A 20,282-nucleotide genomic window follows, 5' to 3' on the forward strand; every position below is an offset into this window, starting at 1 on the left:
TCATAGACAACGATAAAGAATTGAAGCAAAGAAAAAGGGCCTGTTGGCCCTTTTTTGTTATGAATCTAAATTAACTTTTGTGAGAGCCGATAAGACATCTCTTTCAAAGTCCAAATTTCCGATGATCAAATCGCTAAACTCGGAAGCTCCTTTTTCAATGACGATCGTTTGGATGGAGTTACCCTCGTTGTGGGTGATTTCAAGCGATAGATCTTCGCCGTCAACATTTAGGTCGATACTATTGAGCAGCTCTTCAATGGTGTTATGCCCTGCATCTTCGACAACTTGGTTTAGATCGAGAATGTCGAGATCTCGTTCAAAGCCACGTACCAAGTCCGTGCCGGAATCTAGTGAGTCATTAACCCATCTAAATATGTCTGCTTCGTTGTCATTACCAATTAAAATGTCATGGCTTAAATCCACTTCCGCTTCAATGATATTCGCAGCACCACCGCTCGCCGCGTTTACACCACCATTTTCGTCAATCACAAACTGAAGTGTATTTTCAGATTGGTCACCATCGTTATCGGTAAGCACGTAATCGAAGTCTAACGTTTCTACTGTGTCACCTACCGCACCATAGAAGGCATATGCGCCATCATTCAAATCGACTTCCAACGTGTGCTTACTGTCGATGTAGATAGTGAGCAACATCGTGATATCGTCAAACGCATGTGAGATGTCGTTGTTGTTATCTACAACCGTCAGGTTTGTACCATCAAATGAATAAGTGACACCGTCATGTTCTATTTCGCTGATGTAACCACCATCTGCACCAATACCTGTATCCGGTGATGTGGTGTACATGAGGTTACCACCAACAGGTTGAATCACGGACTGCAACATTACTGGAGGCAGCTGAGTTACGTCAGGCACGACTACACCATCAAGGTCTTGGTTCAAGAAACCATCGTAAGCAACACGGTCTAACTGATCAGGCATCAGGTTCACACCCATGCCATAAGCCAGCGCTGTGATCTGATTATCAGAATCGGTCAAGTGGTCTATCCAGCTGTTCTCACGAGCATCGTTGATGAATGATGAGGCTGGGTTTGGTTGACCATCAGACAAGAAGTAGCTCACGTTTGATGCACTAGGTAATTTACCCGCATCGTCCCAAGAGTCCTTAGCTTCATTAATTGCGCGATTGTAGTTAGTTGCACCGCCAGCAGTAAGTGTATCAATGTACGCTTTCGCTTCATCTACGGTTAACCATGTTGCCCCAGCAATAGCGTACGTTGTTGCCGAACCACTGTATTTGATGATTTGAACCCGAGTTTGGCCAATCGATTCGTACTGATTTAATAACTGAGTTGCCGAGTCCTTCATTATTTGAAGGCGATTACCCGTGCGCATCGAGCCTGAAACATCCATGATCAATTGAACGTTAGCGCTCTCTTTTGTTTCCGCGACCACATCATGAACAATGGATGTCGAATCAGGTGAATCATCTTCAATAACAACATTTGCTACCGCAGAGTTCGTCAACCCAAGAGCATTCGAAACAACGACAGGAACCTCAATGTTTAAAGAGTCCTCGCCAGAAGTATCTGGATGATCTATTGGACCAAGAAGTTCAGTAGAGATTGCCCCCGTATCATTAACTGAGATCTTAATGACCTCTTCTCCATCCCCTGAACCAACAAGCAATTGGTCATTGTTGGACAAGGCCCATGTGATTGCCTCACCGTTACTGGTTAGGTTCGCAGTTGGGACATTCAGTGCGACCGAGTCAACCGTTTTACCAAGTGTTAACTGATCCATATCTAACGTTGAATCTGTGGTGTCCATAAAACCATTCAGCGCGAAGTCATCGGCAATGGCATTACCCAAACCCTCTTCAGAAACATTAAGCGTGACGCCTTCAACAACCGGAGGCGCATATGGATTAACCGCAAAATTCCCCGCTTTACTGTCACCATCGTTATCGGTAATCGTGTAACTGAAGTCGATATCACCATCACCACTTGGAGAGGTCAAAGGTACGTACTGGAAGAATTCCCACTTCCCGGTGCTTGGCGTTAATTGAACCTCAAACGCCAGCTCGCCGTTCGCTTCACCGACTAATCTGTTTGGGTTTTGAGGATCAATCGCAACACTGATAGCCTCGCCATCAAGCGTTTCTAGACCACTCTCTGCACCATTAAGAACGATACTTCCTGGGCCATCAGCGCCATAGAGTGCGCCTAAATTCCCCTCTGCTGTTGCAATTGGAATGACGGAATCAGCCCCAGTAAAGGTGATAGATTTGACGGTAAAGTCACTGTTGTCTGCGGTGTTTGGCCCGTTACCATTACCTGTGGCTTCAAGAATAACCTTATCAAAACCACCCTGTTGAACACTGAAGTTAGCCGCATAATCACCACTTGCCGCATCAGAGCTAAAGGATTGCTGTGCTATCAAAACACCATCTCGATAGAAAGATGCAAGACCTTCTTCTAGCTCCCCACCAAACATCTTCTCGAATTCGATCTCAGCGCCAAATGCAATCTTATCGCCCAAGTCGATGATCAGTTGTTCTGAGACACCGGTATCATTGGCAAAACGATAATCCACCTCATTAGCAAGCGGATAACCGTTATTACCGACACTTTTCACACCAATACCTGATGAAGTTTGATTAATCTCTGCGGCGCCAAGATCGGTAGACTCATTAGACAAAAATCCCAAGGCAGTCACTTCGACATCTCCGAAAGTTCGGCTGAATGCATCGGATTCATTACCCACAAAACTAATATTGCCGGTGAGAATTTCCGGTATATCTGCCAGCGACACATCTACGGCTTGAGAAGACGTTGGAACATGTGGACAGTCATCCTCGACAACCACGTTCATACTTTGGGAGCTCGTGGTTTGACCATCACTCACTGAGATCTGCAAATCAAAGTCGATCAAATCTTCGACGTCATTAACAGGATGATCGAGTGGTTCTAAGAGTGTGATGGTGTAACCCCATGTTCCTTGCCCTGAGATAGCGGGCTCCGTGAGAACAACAGTTGCAACAACAGCTAAACTCGCAGTAGAAGCCGTCAATGTTTGAGTATTGCTGTTCCATGCCCAAGACACAGGCTCTCCACCTGATGTGAGTGTATTTGGACCAGAAAGAACGACTGAAACATTAGCTGTATCCGGGTCTCCAACTGTAAATGACCCTGAGAAGCTGGCTGCATTCGTAGTATCGGTAGGAGAACCCGTGGAATCAGGTATACAATCGGTTAACCCTTCTTCTGAAACAACCGCATCGATAACGTCGGAAATAGCTGGAGGTGCATCATTATCGATAATTGTTGCATTACCGACATCAGAGCCCAATACAGGACCAACGCCTACAACAGAAACACTGAAGTCCTCATCCTGCTCAAACACTGCGTCGTTCAGGGTATCAATTCGAACATCAAATTGAGTCGAGCCTGCTGGTACCGTGACTAAACCATCATTCGGAACTGCAACCCAGCCGGAACCAGTATTATATTCAAGCTTGCCTAGATCACCCACTCCGGTGTCACCAGTGTTAAGAGTAAGCTGAACCTGAACCGCAGCTTCAGACTCGTTAGTGAGCGAGACAACGAAATTGGCAGTGTCACCTTCGTTAATCGTGCCAGCGTCACTGATAGATACCATCGGACGGTCATCATCCGGATCGGGATCAGGTCCAGTACCATCATCAACGATGGTTGCGGTACCTGTGTCAGTGCCTTGGACAGGACCTAAACCAGTCACGTCTACGGTGAAGTTCTCTGGGCCTTCATAAACTTCGTCATCAATCGATGCAATACGCACATCAAACTCAGTTAAACCTGCTGGTACAGTCACTACGCCGTCGACAGGAACGGAAACCCAACCTGAGCCAGTGTTGTACTCTAGTGTGCCTAAATCGCCAGCTTCGGTGTCACCGAGATTAAGATCGAGTTGCACTTCAACTGGGGATTCAGATGCATTGGTCAGCGAGACAACAAAGTTAGCGGTGTCACCTTCGTTAATTGTGCCAGCGTCACTGATAGATACCGTCGGACGGTCATCATCTGGCTCAGGCTCTGGTCCCGTACCATCATCGACGATGGTTGAAGTACCTGTGTCTGTGCCTTGGACAGGACCGAGACCGGTCACATCTACGGTGAAGTTCTCTGGACCTTCGTATACTTCGTCATCAATCGAAGCGATTCGAACATCGAACTGAGTTAAGCCTGCTGGCACAGTAACTACACCACTAACGGGTACTGCAACCCAACCTGAGCCGGTGTTGTATTCGAGAGTACCGAGGTCACCTGCTTCGGTGTCACCAAGATTAAGGTCGAGTTGCACTTCGACTGGGGCTTCAGAAGCGTTAGTTAACGAGACAACGAAGTTGGCGATATCGCCTTCGTTAATCGTACCAGCATCACTGATAGATACCGTTGGACGGTCGTCATCCGGATCGGGACTAGGACCAGTATTGTCATCGACAATCGTTGCACTACCTGAATCAGAGCCTTGAACTGAGTCCAAACCTGTCACACTAACACTGAACTCTTCAGGACCTTCAAACACTTCGTCATCAATAGTAGCAACGCGAACATCAAACTCGCTTAATCCCGCAGGTACCGTAACTACACCATCGTTTGGTACTGCAACCCAACCTGAACCAGTGTTGTATTCTAGGACGCCAAGATCGCCCGTTTCGGTATCACCAAGATCAAGACCTAGTTCCACTTGGACTGGAGAATCAGCTTCATTAGTTAGAGATACAACGAAGTTTGCCGTATCACCTTCATTAACAACTCCCGCATCGCTAATGGATACCGTTGGACGGTCGCCATCAGGGTCAGGTCCCGGGCCAGTACCATCATCAATAATGGTCCCTGTTCCCGTCTGAGGAATCGCTTGATTACCAGTGTTTCCAGACAAAGTAAATGTTTCTGAGCCTTCAAAGAGGTCGTCATTAACCGTACCAGTAGTGACACTGTAACTTATATTATTTGCTGGCACGGATACATCGAAGCTACCATCTGGGTTGACGTTTACGACTTGAGTGCTGTTGTCTTCGAAAGTAATCGTAACAGACGTGTTGGTGTAATCTATTCCACCTTCAGCGCTACCATCAGCCAGATTCATACTGACCACAGTATCGGTCGTACTTAGGTTGCTAAGCGTCACATCTAATATGGCTAAATCGCCCTCATTAACCGTAGTATCACTAATAGATGCAACTGTCGGTCTATCGTCATCCGGATTGGGACCAGAACCGTCATCAACGATTGTTCCCGTTCCTGACGTTGTGCCATTTTGATTCTCTGTTGAGCCCGATAACGTAAACGTCTCAGTCCCTTCAAACAAATCATCGTCTATCGTATTTATCGTGACATTGTAACTAACCTCATTCGCAGGGACAGTGACAGCAAAGCTACCGTCTGAGTTTACATTAACAATCTGAGTACTGTTATCCTCGAGCGTAATAGTGACGGAAGTGTTTGTGTAATCTAATCCACCCTCCGCAGTTCCGTCAGATAACGTCATGTTCACAGTCGTTTCTGACGTACTCGGGTTGCTAAGCGTTACCTCAAGCACAGCTTCTTCACCCTCGTTTACGGTTGTATCGCTTACAGAAGCAACGGTCGGTCTATCGTCATCAGGCTCTTCACCCGGACCAGTGCCATCATCTGTTATTGTTGCCACACCTGTAACGGGTTCCGGTTGGTTCTCCGTACCTCCGCTTAACGTGAAGGTTTCGTTTCCTTCAAATACGTCGTCATCAATCGTATCCACCGTGATTACGAACGACTCATCTCCAATGGGGATTGAAACAGAAAACGTCCCATCTTCTCCGACATTTATTTGATCCGTACTTCCATCTTCAAAAGTAATAGTAATAACCGAGTTGTCATAATCAGCTCCCCCTGTCGCAGAATCATCACTAAGAGATAAGGTCACCTCAGTCTCTTGCTGTGTGGGCTGGTCGAGAGTGACTTCAAAAGACGCTTGATTACCTTCGTTTATTGTCGGGCTGGATATGTCCTGAACGATAACCTGAGCAAGGATAATTATTTGTTGGTTGATAAACTCAAGCAACGAAAGCTCTTGAGTTTCTGATAGGGGTATTACTGTGCCGACCGTTTCGAAGTCCGTATTAGCAAGGGCCTCTGCGCCTGTACGGTCAATTGCTCCAGTCGACTGTGGACTCGAACCGTCGCTTTCACCCGCTGCAGGTTCAAAGTCACCTTCAAGCTGTGCAGGGTCTTCCCCGGCTGCGATTGCCTCAATTAGTGCGGTGATATCGTCCGTTACATTAATTGAGCTGCCATCAGGGGCTATTTGTTCAAAATTCAACTGAGAAATGTCAGACACTTCAGTGATAACCAATTCCCCAGAGGCAGGGACCTGACCTGGTTCTAAGGCCCTAATTTCCCCGTCAATTCCAATAACTACGATATTACTCGCAAGCGAGCTAAAGGTTACTCGATCCATAAATCACCCCACCAGGCTTTCAAGTTGTCAAAAGTTTGTCACCCCAACAAATACGACTATAGTTTAGTCAAAATCATTTCTTTTTCGCTGTACGTAAGGGCGTCAAAGTGTAGAGAAACCCAATGTGCGGGGTTTGCCTTACATGAACGTTAAAATATGGAGAAGGACGCTATGGTATTAAGAATTCTGACTTTTCTTCAAAAAGGAACCTGCGAACAAATGAGCAACATCTGTCATATGTGCTAAGGTCTTATAAGGCGAGTCACTGTATTTTCTGAATAAAAGCCTAGGGTTAGCAGGACGTTGATTATTTAATCTAACGACAGCTGTTATTTGTGTTGTTTTGTCTCATTAGCGAGATGAAATATTAAGAAGCAATACCAAATTTCTAGGAGAATCACCGTGAAATGGAATCGACTAAAAATAGCTTGTTGCTGTAGTTTGATATTATCTCCATCCGTTCTCGGTCAAACTTTAGAGCAAGCGGTCGCACTTACACTAAAAAATAATCCTGACATAAAAAGTGCATTTAACGAGTTCAACAGCAGAAAGTATGTAAAGGAAGCGGCATCCGGTGCATACCTGCCTTCAATCGACCTTGATGCTGGAATTGGCTACGAAGGCTTGGACCCATCTGATGAAGGCGGTCGAGGGGATACTGATTACACAAGGAAAGAGGCATCGGTGACTTTAACCCAATTAATTTGGGACGGGAGCGCGACACTCAACGATATCGACCGAACGGCTGCTGATGCTGAATCCGTAAGGTTTCAACTCTTAGCAGACGCGTCTGATACTGCACTTGAAGTAACGAGCGTTTATTTAGATGCGGTTAAAGCTTATGAAATTCTTACACTTTCCGAAAATAATTTAGCAGTACATAAGAAAATTTATGCGGACATTAAGAAGCGGGTAAACTCAGGGATTGGTTCAACCGCAGACTTAACACAAGTTGAAGCGCGTCTAGCAAAGGCACACGGAAACCTAGCCGCCGCACAAAACAATCTATTCGATTCGCATACTATGTTCACTCGGCTTGTTGGGCAGACTCCGCAAGGATTGATATTCCCGAGAGCTGATGAGAACTTTCTTCCGTACACAATCGATGATGCTATTGGCTTAGCCTTCGAGGTACATCCTGTGATTCAAGTGGCGCTTGCTGATGTTGACTCAGCCAAATTCCAGTACAAGCAATCTAAAGGGGTCAACTACCCTAAGCTTTCAATTGAGGCATCTCAAACTTGGCGTGATGATGCCGATGGATTGAAAGGCAGAAGCGACGAGACACTCGCTATGCTTAGACTCCGTTACAACTTATATAATGGCGGCAGTGATGCAGCCAACTCCGAAAACTTTGCCTACCAACTGAATAAAGCAAAAGACTTACGTGAAGGCGCCTATCAAAATGTGGAAGAAGGATTAAGGCTTTCCTGGAGTGCGTTGGACTTAACTTTACAACAAAAAGAGTTCTTGTCTGACCATGTTGACTCTGCAGCCAAAACGGTTATTGCCTACGAGAAACAATATCGTATTGGCAAGCGAACATTATTAGACTTACTCAACACGGAAAACGAACTCTTCGAAGCACGTAAAGATTATTTGGATGCGAAGTACGCTGAACAGTACGCAAAATACCGCGTAATGAACGCAACTGGACAACTGCTTAACTCATTGCGTATCGACATCCCGCAAGAGTGGCTAGAGAAAGTGGAGTATTAATATGAAGATAATACCTATTTTGTTCATGGTTTGTTTGATTTCAGCATGCAGTGGCTCTAACTCGAATAGAGAAACGGGCGACGAATATGAATACATAGAGACTCCCAATGCAGATCAGATCGCCGATTTGATCGATGATGACAGTGATGGTGTTATCAATGCGCGAGATCTTTGCCCGGGAACTCCTGAGGGCTCAGAAATTGACAACGATGGTTGTGGAAAATACGCTAAGTCTTCTCAGCAAATGCAGATTCGAGTCTTATTTGCTAACGACTCCTCTGCAATTGAACCTGTCTTCGTAAATCAAATCAGTGACCTTTCCAACTTCCTAAAAGAATACCCTACTACATCAATCGAACTACAAGGTTATACAAGTATCACTGGTACAGACGAATATAACCTTGCACTTTCAAAACGACGAGCCGAAAGTGTGAGGCAAGAATTAATTAATAACGGTATCTCTCCTGAGCGTTTACGTATCGTCGGATTTGGAGAAACCAATCTTGCATCTCAGGGCACGGACGAAACCAGCCACGCACTTAACCGCCGGGTAACCGCTACCGTAGTTGGCTATAAAGGCGAAATTGAGAAAGAGTGGACGATTTTCACAACGCTGCCTTAGAGTTAGTGTTGTTCGTTTAAATGCCAAAGACAAAGGTCTAGCATACTGCTAGACCTTTTTGTTTAAGTGGATTTAAGGCAATCGGAAGCAGCACTTTCTCTCCTTCCGTTTGGTGATTGACAACTACGTGATGTCGTTATTGATTTTTAGCAGGTAGTTAAGGATGGCGGAACCATCTGCTGGAGACAAAGAACCGTCGATTAAGAGCTCACTGTATTGATTTGAACCACCCTCAATCACGACTTTTTGGCTCGACGAACCATCTGATTCAGAAATCGTTAGAATCAGGTTATCACCATCGGCTTCAAGACCAATCTCGTTATTAGCCAATAAAGAGTCGACAGAATCAAAGTCATCCGTATGAAGCAAGTCAGAGATATCAATCTTATCTTCACCTTTCGTGAAGTCTTTTATCGTATCTACTTCCCCATCACGAATACCAGAGCCGTCATCAACAAACCTGAAGATATCCTCACCATCATCTCCGATTAGAATATCATCACCCGAGCCTCCAATAAGAACGTCATTGCCGGATCCGCCTCGTACAGCGTCGGATCCATCTCCGCCATCTAAGGTGTCGTGCTCTGTTCCTCCAAATACAATGTCAGAGCCTTTTTCACCAAAGATTACATCATCTCCAGCCCCCCCATGACCAATATCCAAACCGGGTTTACTTTGCGACTCAATCTTCAAATGTTGGTCCTGTTCGCCAAAGGTATCTGTTAAGGCGTTCAGTTCCGTTGCAGCAAAGTCAGCTAGTACAGAACTAAACTTATCATCAGAGATATCTCCGTCCTGAACTTGTACGTGGCTTTCGCCTAGGTAAATTATATCGTCACCGCCGCCCAGTAGTACTTTATCGTTACCAGTACCAACATCAATACTCACACCGGAGCTCGGGTCGTAATCGTATAAGCCGTTTTGTTCTGGATTGCCAGCATTCACATAAGCTGCACTCTGTTGCCAATTAAAGTCGTTAAACCCCGATCGATAAGCTAGAGAGTCAATCATGTCCTCACCAGCGGTGTAGTCTGGTTCAGGACGTTCATTGTTATCACCACCAGATGTAGGCTTGTCAATTACCTCAACATTGATACTAGCTGTACTCTCAGCCGTTAAACTGCCACCCACATCAATATGATCGCCGTGTTCATCGTCTTTGTTGGTATCACGCTCTGTTGAAGTCGCAATCACAGTAACCGCAAATATACCAGCATCTTGAGTTTTGACTTGTAGGTTAGACAAATCCCAATCAGTAACATCTATGCGATCGTCTTTGTTCTCTTGTGTAACTACGTAGGTATTTGCACTATCACCCTCACCATCTCTAAGTACCGAGCCGACAGGTATTCCTGTTAATTCGACTGTCAAACTCTCGGATTGGTCCAAGCTATCTTGAAGTGATTCGTCTATTTCACTGAGCTTAATAAAAGAGTCTTCGTAGCCCAAATTATCAACTGCAGTGAACTTAATATTATCCATAATGGCGCCTGTAGAGTCGGCTTCATCAGCTTCAAATAACAAGCGATACTTACCTGACTCCTCAACTGGAAGTGTAATAGATTCACCTTTATGCCAGCCATGAGTTGTCGGGTCGAAGTCATACAACACAACTTCACTGCCATCAATTGGATTACCGTGATCATCCACTTTAATAAGGGTCACCGACATATCAGATGTGTGTGCCTTATTCGTTCTAGCAGCAATATCAAATTCAAAGTTGTAAAAACGTCCGGCAACAAGATCCATATCGGTGTATAAGACCTTGTCCCCAACTTCGCCTTCAATTTCCATTACTTGATTTGTTGAATTGCCTAGCAGGTATGTGCCCTCAGTTCCAACTTCAACGTGTTGGCCAGGATTTGAGGTAAACCATTGTCCTACCGTCCCCGCGCCTTCCACTTTGTTAATTTCAATATCACTATCCCACGAACCTGACTTAATAGTGACATCTTCAAAGTCAATCGCCGCGACTTGTTCAAAACCACCAATATTTAATATCGGCTTATCCGCATCAGGATGAACATCAACATATATGCTACCTGTCTCAACGAGAGTGTCACTATCGTCTCTTGCAATAACTGCGATATCAAAATTAACGTCACTATGCTCTGGTGCTTTGACTTTTACAGAGCTAATGTCATCAATACTAACGACTATTGCGTCAACACTGCCGACGATGGAAGCTTGCCCATCAATTTCAATAATAGAGCCTTGCGGGATTCCATTTAACTCGACGGTTTGGACTGAGGTATCGCCGTCATTTACAACAATGCCAAGCTCGATGAACTGATCCTCGAGGCCAACAACATTTTGCAATGAAAGCACCTCTTTTTGCGCGTCAATAATAGAAACCGTCGCCTCTTTTGTATCTGCGTCCAGAGTTGAATCTGCACCGGTGGTATCGGTCAACGTGATCGTTAAGTTTTCAGTCCCTTCGTAGACACCATCGTCTAACGTTGTGATGTCCAGAGCGACAGAGGTTTGCCCTGCAGGAATCGTGACCGTGTAAATGGTCGGCGCTTTGTAATCTTTGTCATCAACATCTCCACCAATGGTGAAGCTCACCACAACATCCTCATCGGATTTTTGGTCGATACTAACGGTAAAGTCCGCGTCACCACCTTCTGCAACCGATGCTTGGTCTGCGACAATGCTGACTTTTGGCGCACTTTCTGCATCAATAATGTTCGCGTCACCTGTCGCAGCGCCATTGCTCGTTACTCCACCGTTATCGGTAACAGTTAGACCAAAACTCTCTGTATTTTCATAAACGCCATCCGTCTTTGTCGGAATAGTAACGGTGATAGATGTAACACCGGCGGGGATAGTAACGTCGCCATCTGGTGTAACATTTAATGTTTGGGTTTTGCCTTGACTGTCAATATAAGTTACAACCATCTGACCAAGATCGGCATCTTCAGCGGTATAGCTACCATCGGTCGTCGGTTTAAGATTGACAACAAATGGGGTTTGAACCTCATTAGACAAAGAAACTGTGAATACAGCATCAGAGCCTTCATTAACGTCACCAACCTGACTTACTGAAAGAGTTGTACTGCCATTGTCTTGTATTGTCGCAACCCCAGACTCACCAACAATCTCAAGTACCATGTCTTCAGCGTTTTCTAAAGCAAGATCATCAATCGACGGCACAATAACTTCAAAAGCACTCACACCGGCTGGAACAATTAAGAAACCTCCGGCGAAGGTTACGCCATTAGTAAAACTCACATTGGAAAGGTTTACATCAGCGTTATCAGCAGATGAACCTTGAGCAAGCATATCAATTGGGTATTTGACTGTGGTTTCGGTTACTTCGTCCAGAGCAACGGAAAACGTTATGTCTTCACCTTCAACCACGGAATTACCTGTAAGAGTTAAGCTCGGCCCGTCTTCAGAAACGTTACCGTCAAGAACTTCATTCGTAATGGTAACAGTTGCAGGGTCACTTTCTGCATTTCCTGAATCAACAGCCACGTAGTCAAAACTATCCTCTGGCGGAAAGCCTTCCACATAACGCAATTCCCAATTCCCAGATGTTTTAGTCGAGAAATCGAGCTGTGTAATCACAGACCCTTATGGTAATCCATAATCTTTTCCGTAACCGATGCTGGTCTCTTGGAAAAGCATGCTATTTCCTTCAGGCTTCAAGAATTCAATAACCTGCGTATGTTCTACTCCTTTAGCATCTTGATAAGTAACAGTAATTAGGGCCGCGTTATTGCTACCATGCTCGAACACCCCCCCTAGACCATCGAGACCAAGGTTAACACTACCTACCGGGTTCTCAGACAAATCAATACTTATCGTTTCACCTGGCTGGATACCTTGACCATCATTATCCGCAATACCATGGCCGATGTGCGAAACCTTTTGATTGTACTGAGCCAGTACACCGCTGTCAGATGAGATATCAATCGAAGCGCCATTGATCAAGTATTCTGTCCTTGAATGCGATTCACCACCATCGGCACTCAAACCCCAGTTGTAGAAATCCGTGGTGGATTCAGCACCGTCAGGAGTGTCCGGTCTGTCCTTAATGCGTAGCAAGAAACCAACATTATCCGCCTCATAGTAGATGCTATCTTTGTCATACAATGTACCGTCAGCTGATGTAATTTCTTGGAGAGCTCCATGCTCATCTTTGAAGTACAAAGTGCCAGATGTAGGCAACTCTGTGATGCGAATCTGAAGTTCATCACCACTCAAGTCATCTTCAAGATCAGAGATATGGTCACTATCCACCCCTTCATCCAGCGGTTTATCATCCGTATCAAAGATCACATTTGTAATGAGTTCATTTGCACTATGGTCAAAACCTTCGTTTAGCGGTTTATCGTTGACTGGAGTTACGTTTAGGGTAACCGTTGTGCTTTCAGTGACACCACCCGAACTCACTGTATATGTGAATTGATCAGGACCGTTGTAATCTTGGTTCGGTGTATAAGTGATTGTGCCGTCATTGTTCACAACTGCTGTGCCATTGGTTGGCTCATTACCCGCTTCTACTGATACAACAGGCGCATCACCTTCAAAGTTATCGTTACCCAGCACATCCAATTTTGTTGGCGTATCTTCCACAATATCAGCGCTGTCAGACACAATATCTACTACTGCTGCTACGGTGAAATCGACTACTTGACTTACTGTCTCACCACTTGGGTCTTCAGCGGTAAACGTTAACTCTTCAGAACCATTCCAGTCTGCTGTTGGCTTGATCGTCGCAATGCCATCCACAATAGAAACTTGAATATTGCTGTTACCAGAGACACTAAATGTCAGCTCACCGTCTGCATTATCGACATCGCTGAATGCGTCATTCAAGTCGATAGTGTAAGGCGTGAAATCTTCTTCAAGAGACTGATCCGCAATGGTGTTTTCTACGGTTGGGATTAACCGTTACCGAGACTTCAGCACTGTCTTCCAGTACGCCGTCAGACACCGTGTAGCTGATGGTGGCTTCGCCATTGAAGTTTTCAGCCGGAGTAAATACCAGTTTTCCATCTACAATTTCGACCGCGCCCTGCTCAGCAGGAACTGATGCATTCACTATGGTCAGCGTATCGCCGTCAACATCAGTGTCATTCGGCAGGACATCAATGGTGACTGGCGTGTCTTCGTCAGTCACAGCGCTATCGTCATTTGCAACTGGCGCATCATTGATTGGATTAACCGCAACAGTAACTGATGCCTCATCCTCTAACTCGCCATCGGACACTAAGTAGGTAATGTCAGCGTCCCCGTTAAAATCTTCCGCGGGGGTGAAAATTAGCTTTCCATCTTCGATTTCAACGGTCCCTTGCTCTTCTGGAACCGTTGCTGATTCAATAAATAAGTTCTCACTGTCAGCATCTTCATCGTTAGCAAGAACATCAATTATAATTGCGCTATCTTCATCAGTTTGAACAATATCATCTCCAGCGACAGGAGCAGCAGGCTCAACTGCCGGAGGGGTTTCATTCCGCCGTAAAGTGTTCAGGTATAGTTCATTTAAAGAAAGGATTTGCGTTTGTGAAAATCCTAAGGACTCAAGCCCAATGGTTTCAAATCCCGTGTCTGCCAATAATTCGGCGCCAATGCCGTCGACAGCCTCACTCGCCTGCAAGCTTGAGCCATCGCTTTGACCTACTGCCGAGGCAAACTCATCGCCAAGTTGAGTAGGATCTTGTCCAGCCTCTAACGCGCCAAGAATTTGGGCCACATCATCCGATACGTTTTGTACACCGTTCTCTTTTACGAGTTGGACATTTAAGCCAATTGGCTCGGCATCATTACGCGCGACAATCACTTCACCTTGTAATGGTTGTTCATTTTCAATAAGTGTACGTAGCTTTCCATCCAAACCTAATACAACTAATTGCCCACCAAATGACACTAAGGATGTACGATCCATATAAACCCTGACCTAAAATCACCGTCAACATTTTGACCAATGATATTTATTATATTTTACCTTAATACATTGACCAATAACAGGGCATTAATGCTTAATTGCAACTTATACGTCACATAAAATACATACCGATACTGATAATTACATTTGGAATACGCATCACCACCATACAGAACCAGATGCCATTTAAATGATTGGAAAGTGTGACATTTAGCAAAATTCTGAATGTTGATTATCTTTAAAATGCATATCTATTTAAACATGCATCACAAAAGCAACCAGTTACATAGTTGATTGTTAATGCCTTTGTGCGTTAAATTATTGACGCTCATAGAGGTCAATCAATTCATAAGAATAATTTCTCACCTCTGATATTACTTAATTAGGAGAATCACAGTGAAGTGGACTCGTGCCAACGCCTTTTGCTTAGGTGTGCTCGCGACTAGCCCTGTTTTTGGGCAAACTTTAGAGCAAGCAGTAGAAAATGCACTTAAGACAAACCCTGACATTAAAAGTGCGTTTAATGAATTCGTGAGTAAGCAGTATGTGAATGAAGCCTCGAGCGGCGCTTACCTCCCTTCGGTAGATCTTGATGCCGGAATTGGGTACGAAGGTATTGACCCAGCAGAAGCTGGTAGAGAGTCAACCGATCTGACTCGAAAAGAGGCAACCGTAACGCTCACTCAGTTGATTTGGGATGGCTCTGCGACACTAAACGATATTGATAGAACGGCTGCAGATGCTGAGTCTGTGCGATTTCAGTTGCTTGCAGACGCTCAAGACACTGCACTTGAAGTTTCTAAAGTATATTTAGACGCGGTGAAAGCATACGAAATTCTAACGCTTTCGGAGAACAACCTGAAAGTGCATAAAAAAATCTACCAAGACATCAAAAAACGAGTTGATTCTGGTATTGGCTCAACAGCTGACTTAACACAAGTAGAGGCACGTTTAGCTAAAGCGCACGGAAACCTAGCCGCTGCGCAAAATAACCTATTCGACAGCCACACTATGTTTACTCGCATTGTTGGTCAAATACCCCAAGGCTTAATATTTCCTCGTGCAGATCAAAACTTCATCCCTTACACAATAGATAATGCGATCGACTTGGCATTTCAAACTCATCCTGTCATTCAAATTTCAATAGCAGATGTGGATTCTGCGAAGTTCCAATATAAGCAATCGAAAGGCACTTACTTCCCAACACTGTCTGTTGAAGCTGCACAAACGTGGCGAGATGATGCTGGAGGTATTGAAGGTCGTGGTGATGAAACGACAGCCATGCTCCGTATGCGCTACAACCTATTTAATGGTGGCAGTGACGCAGCCAACGCCGAGAGCTTTGCTTACCAGCTAAATAAAGCGAAAGATCTGCGCGAACGTGCTTATCGCAATGTTGAAGAAGGTTTGAGACTATCTTGGAGTGCTTTGGACCTTACTAAACAACAGAAACAGTTCTTGTCTGATCACGTTGATTCTGCATCTCAAACCGTTATCGCGTATGAAAAACAATACCGTATCGGCAAGCGCACCCTACTCGACTTGTTAAACACCGAAAACGAACTTTTTGAAGCTCGTAAAGACTATTTAGATGCAAAATACGCCGAGCAATACGCCAAGTATCGAGTCATGAACGCGACAGGTCAGTTACTCAACGCATTACGTGTTGATGTCCCAACCGAGTGGAATCAGAAGGTGGAGTACTAAAACATGAAAGCAACAAAGATTCTGTTAGCTCTAGGCGTTATGCTAACTACTCATCATGTAGCCGCTGAAGATAAATACGAGTACACAGAGACTCCGAAAGCCGAACAAATTGCAGACCTTCAAGATGATGATAATGACGGTGTAATCAACGCTCGTGATCTGTGCCCAGGTACACCAGCAACATCGGAGATCGACAATGATGGCTGTGGTGAGTACATAAAGTCGTCTGAAAAGATGGAAGTACGCGTACTCTTCGCGAATGATTCGGACGAAATTGTCCCCGTATTCCGTCGTCAAATTCGTGAGTTGTCTGAATTCCTGAAAGGATATCCTAGCACATCCATTGAATTGCAAGGCTATGCAAGCAAAATAGGTGGTGCAGAGCACAACTTAGACTTATCAAAGCGCAGAGCAAACAACGTTCGTGCCGCGCTGCTTGGATATGGTATCGAGTCAGACAGAGTCCGCATTGTCGGATTTGGTGATACACACCTCGCCGAACAAGGCACAGATGAAGTCAGCCATGCGCTCAACCGACGAGTGACTGCATCTGTAATCGGTTATAAGGGCGAGATAACGAAAGAATGGACGATATTCACCGCCCTACCAAAAAGTTAATTTAAGGAGCTTCGGCTCCTTTTCTTTTTTCACTCTCTGGAAACCGTATTATGCTTTAGGAATCGGCGCTTTAGTGTTAATCTAGCCGCGTCATAACAATGAGAGTTTTGAAATGAGCAAACTTACAACAGATATCCAAGCAAACCTTGACCTTTTCGTTGCAGAAACGAAAGAAAACCAACTGGTTTGGGGTCTACGCAATGAAGAAGGTTGGCTATCTTGCGATTCAACTGAGTTCGAAAACAGCGAAGTCATGCCTTTTTGGTCAGCGAAAGAAGACGCACAAGCGCATAACGTTGAAGAATGGGCAGATTTCGAAGTACTAGAAATTCCTCTAGATATCTTTGTTGAAGATTGGCTTCTAACTCTTGCTGAAGATGGCGTTCTTGTTGGTACAAACTGGAACGCACAGTTGGAAGGCAAAGAGGTTGAACCTCAAGACCTAGCGAAACTGTACGTAGGCTAATTCCCCAAGACCTCAGCACCGCGTTGAGGTCTTTCTTCATTACTTACCTTTTCTATGTAAAGCTCGACCGAGCGCATATTTTTCTTCATCCCAATATCTATACCCTTCGGTTTTTGTCACAATGACTCGCTCCCAATTGGTATATCATACTGAACAAAGAATATAAAAATCACATAAGGTTACATCACTATGCGTACGCTGCTTTCTTTGCTTGCATCCCTATTTCTAGGCAGTCAAGCAAACGCAAGTGACACTCAAAATATCACGCAATGGCATGCTGTCTATCAAGCAACGATGAAAACGAATTCAAAGTCCGCGCTTAGTATGCTTCAAGATCGATATCATACGGCAGACTCCAATAGCGAAAAGCTTTACGTCAGTGGATTGATCTATGAGTACATGTCAAACATCGACCAGCCCTACTATGGCAGCAGCCAAATCTTAGAGAATAACTTTGCTAAGCTAGAGTCCAAATACATCCTTGCGCTTTCAGAAAGAAAAAGTGGCGACTACGACACTTCCGTGGACATCTTTACCTCACTTTTGCAAAGCGCTAAGCAACATAAAGATGAAGAAACGAAAGCACTATTGAACTATCAACTGTGCTACACCTTGAACCAGCAAGGACAATACCACAAGGCAAACTTCTTTTGCTCTTCATTGAACAAGCACCTAAATCACGACCATCAAGAGAGCATTCCTGCCGACCTAGCGTTACGCGTGATCGCTAACAACTTTGATTTTCGTGGTGAGTATGAGGTCGCTTTACGTTTATACCGCCGTTTATTAACGGAAATGCCTCCTCAAAGCGATCCTACAAGTGTCTACAACGATGTAGGAAACTTACTGAGTGAGCTGGGCCAATACGAACAGTCTGAACAATATCTAATACAAGCCCTATTAGCTCGTCAGTTAGATGCTCCACCTTTACAAGTGGCACAGGTCGAACACAGCTTGGCATCAATGTACAGTCGATCTTCAAACTACGCAAAAGCAATCAGCCATTACAAAAATGCACTCACTTTACTTGCTGAGATGGATTATCCATATGGTAAAGGCCTTACCTATCTTGGTCTCGGGTCTGCTTATGTAAATTCTGGAGACCTAAAAAGCGCAGTTCCGCATATTAAGAAGGCGCTAGAATTAGGCGAAGAGTATGACAACGAAAGATTACAAACCGAAAGTCATCTTGCAGCTGGCTTTGCTAACTTAAAGCACAACGTTTTAGACAAAGCACTTCAACATGGCGAACTTGCTTTGGCACTCGCGAATAAAAACGCAACGACCTCACTACAAGCGAAAGCTCAGTTACTCTTGTCTCAGGCATATCAGAAACTAGATGACAATTCCGCTGCCCTTTCTCATTACCAAGAGTACGCTAAATTAGAGTTGGCGAACCGCGATGACAGCAATGTTAAAGCAATTGAAGCGTTGGATTTAACCAAGAGTGAGTACGAATATGACTTGCAACTCGTTAAGATCGATAACGAGAGAAACCTAAAACTACTCGAAATTGAGAAGCTTAGTGAACAGCAACGTGCGTACAACTTCATTATTTTCTGCTTACTTACTGTGTTACTCGTCGTACTGTTTGTACTGCGTAAAACAAAGATAAAATCTCGCTTAGACCGCCTAACTGGTTCATTAAACCGCAGCACCATTATTGAAAAAATAAGAGCTCAAACTGTCAGTGCTCCAGAAGACATGCGATATGTATTGGTATTGATAGATTTGGATCACTTTAAGTTGATTAACGATCAACACGGTCACCCTACTGGGGACTTGGTGTTAAAACACGTATGCAAAGCCATTCAAGCTAAGCTAAACAAAGGTGAGTATATTGGGCGTCTGGGAGGAGAAGAGTTTATCTTGTTACTCAAGAATGTTGATGAGATTGATGTGCCATTCCGTATTCAAAGTTTGCATAAAACCATTTCAGAAAAACAGATTAAGAGTGAACAAGGCGATTCACTGAGTGTGACAGCAAGCTTGGCCTATCTTTCCACCTCAAAGCCTTTGAGTAACTTTGATGAACTGTATTCGATATTAGACCAAGCTTTGTATCAATCAAAAAGAAACGGGCATAACGCCGTGATTGATGCTTATAACGAGCCTATTGATCTTCCGACTTCTGTTTTTGAATCAACGACTGCATAACGGCATCTTTGTTGTTCAAGTAATCATCTAAGCCCGCTTTGCGCAGATCGCAAGACGGGCAATCACCACAACCATCACCGATGATTCCGTTGTAACAAGTTAACGTGCTTTCACGGACAAGTTGCAACGCGTCATATTGATCGGCCAACGCCCACGTTTCTGCTTTGTTCAACCACATCAATGGCGTTTTGATTTCAAACTGACGATCCATGCCTTTAACCAACGCGCTGTTCATCGCTTTTACAAAGTCATCACGGCAATCCGGGTAACCACTAAAATCTGTTTCACAAACACCCGTAATTACCGTTTCTGCGCCAATTTGGTACGCGTAGATACCAGCAAGAGTCAGGAACAAGATGTTGCGGCCAGGAACGAAAGAGTTCGGTAAACCGTTTTCTTGTAGCTCATGTGAAACTGGAATGTCATCACGTGTCAGAGAGCTGATAGCAAGTTCATTCAGTAGACCAACATCCATCACTTTATGTGCAGCGACACCAAGATCTTTTGCAACTTTCTCTGCCACTTCAATCTCCAGCTTATGACGCTGACCGTAGTCAAATGTAATGGCATGTACTTCGTCAAACTCTTTTAACGCTTGAACCAGACATGTTGTAGAGTCCTGTCCACCACTGAAAACAACCACTGCTTTTTTCATC

The 20,282-nt window shown here is 44.6% G+C and carries 11 protein-coding genes; 6 read left to right on the forward strand and 5 right to left on the reverse strand.

Features of this window, described 5'->3' with window-relative positions:
* Positions 1-57: 57 nt before the first annotated feature.
* Positions 58-6,441, reverse strand: coding sequence for a Calx-beta domain-containing protein (locus KIV40_RS18475; protein ID WP_285350663.1), 6,384 nt, complete (start codon positions 6,439-6,441; stop codon positions 58-60).
* A gap of 402 nt (positions 6,442-6,843) precedes the next feature.
* Between KIV40_RS18475 and KIV40_RS18480 the strand changes: the two genes are divergently transcribed.
* Together KIV40_RS18480 and KIV40_RS18485 are read left to right on the forward strand one after the other, a co-directional pair.
* Positions 6,844-8,160, forward strand: a complete 1,317-nt coding sequence (locus tag KIV40_RS18480; protein WP_285350665.1) for a TolC family outer membrane protein — start codon at positions 6,844-6,846, stop codon at positions 8,158-8,160.
* Position 8,161: 1 nt separating this feature from the next.
* Entirely contained in the window at positions 8,162-8,782 is a 621-nt protein-coding gene (locus KIV40_RS18485; protein WP_285350666.1) for an OmpA family protein, read from the forward strand.
* Between the two features lie 123 nt (positions 8,783-8,905).
* Here the strand turns inward: KIV40_RS18485 and KIV40_RS18490 are convergent, their stop codons facing one another.
* From KIV40_RS18490 to KIV40_RS18500, 3 genes are all read right to left on the reverse strand, one after another.
* Positions 8,906-12,298 (reverse strand): Calx-beta domain-containing protein, encoded by a 3,393-nt coding sequence (locus KIV40_RS18490; RefSeq protein WP_285350668.1) that lies wholly within the window; start codon positions 12,296-12,298, stop codon positions 8,906-8,908.
* A gap of 63 nt (positions 12,299-12,361) precedes the next feature.
* Positions 12,362-13,678: a tandem-95 repeat protein gene (locus KIV40_RS18495; protein ID WP_309145835.1), complete on the reverse strand. Its 1,317-nt coding sequence runs from the start codon at positions 13,676-13,678 to the stop codon at positions 12,362-12,364.
* Positions 13,638-14,678: a cadherin-like domain-containing protein gene (locus KIV40_RS18500; protein WP_285350670.1), complete on the reverse strand. Its 1,041-nt coding sequence runs from the start codon at positions 14,676-14,678 to the stop codon at positions 13,638-13,640. The genes KIV40_RS18495 and KIV40_RS18500 overlap by 41 nt, the downstream gene beginning before the upstream one ends.
* A 396-nt stretch (positions 14,679-15,074) precedes the next feature.
* Between KIV40_RS18500 and KIV40_RS18505 the strand changes: the two genes are divergently transcribed.
* From KIV40_RS18505 to KIV40_RS18520, 4 genes are all read left to right on the forward strand, one after another.
* A complete protein-coding gene (locus KIV40_RS18505) occupies positions 15,075-16,385 on the forward strand; it encodes a TolC family outer membrane protein (protein ID WP_012128041.1) in 1,311 nt (436 codons plus the stop codon).
* A gap of 3 nt (positions 16,386-16,388) precedes the next feature.
* A complete protein-coding gene (locus tag KIV40_RS18510; protein ID WP_285350673.1) occupies positions 16,389-17,003 on the forward strand; it encodes an OmpA family protein in 615 nt (204 codons plus the stop codon).
* 112 nt (positions 17,004-17,115) lie between these two features.
* Positions 17,116-17,469 (forward strand): DUF2750 domain-containing protein, encoded by a 354-nt coding sequence (locus tag KIV40_RS18515; protein WP_005426565.1) that lies wholly within the window; start codon positions 17,116-17,118, stop codon positions 17,467-17,469.
* A gap of 189 nt (positions 17,470-17,658) precedes the next feature.
* Complete coding sequence (locus KIV40_RS18520) at positions 17,659-19,626, forward strand: diguanylate cyclase (protein WP_285350675.1); 1,968 nt, start codon at positions 17,659-17,661, stop codon at positions 19,624-19,626.
* Here the strand turns inward: KIV40_RS18520 and queC are convergent.
* A complete protein-coding gene (queC, locus tag KIV40_RS18525) occupies positions 19,583-20,281 on the reverse strand; it encodes a 7-cyano-7-deazaguanine synthase QueC (RefSeq protein ID WP_005426624.1) in 699 nt (232 codons plus the stop codon). The two genes, KIV40_RS18520 and queC, sit on opposite strands and share 44 nt — an antisense overlap.
* Position 20,282: the final 1 nt, after the last annotated feature.

It is taken from the genome of Vibrio sp. D173a, assembly GCF_030248475.1.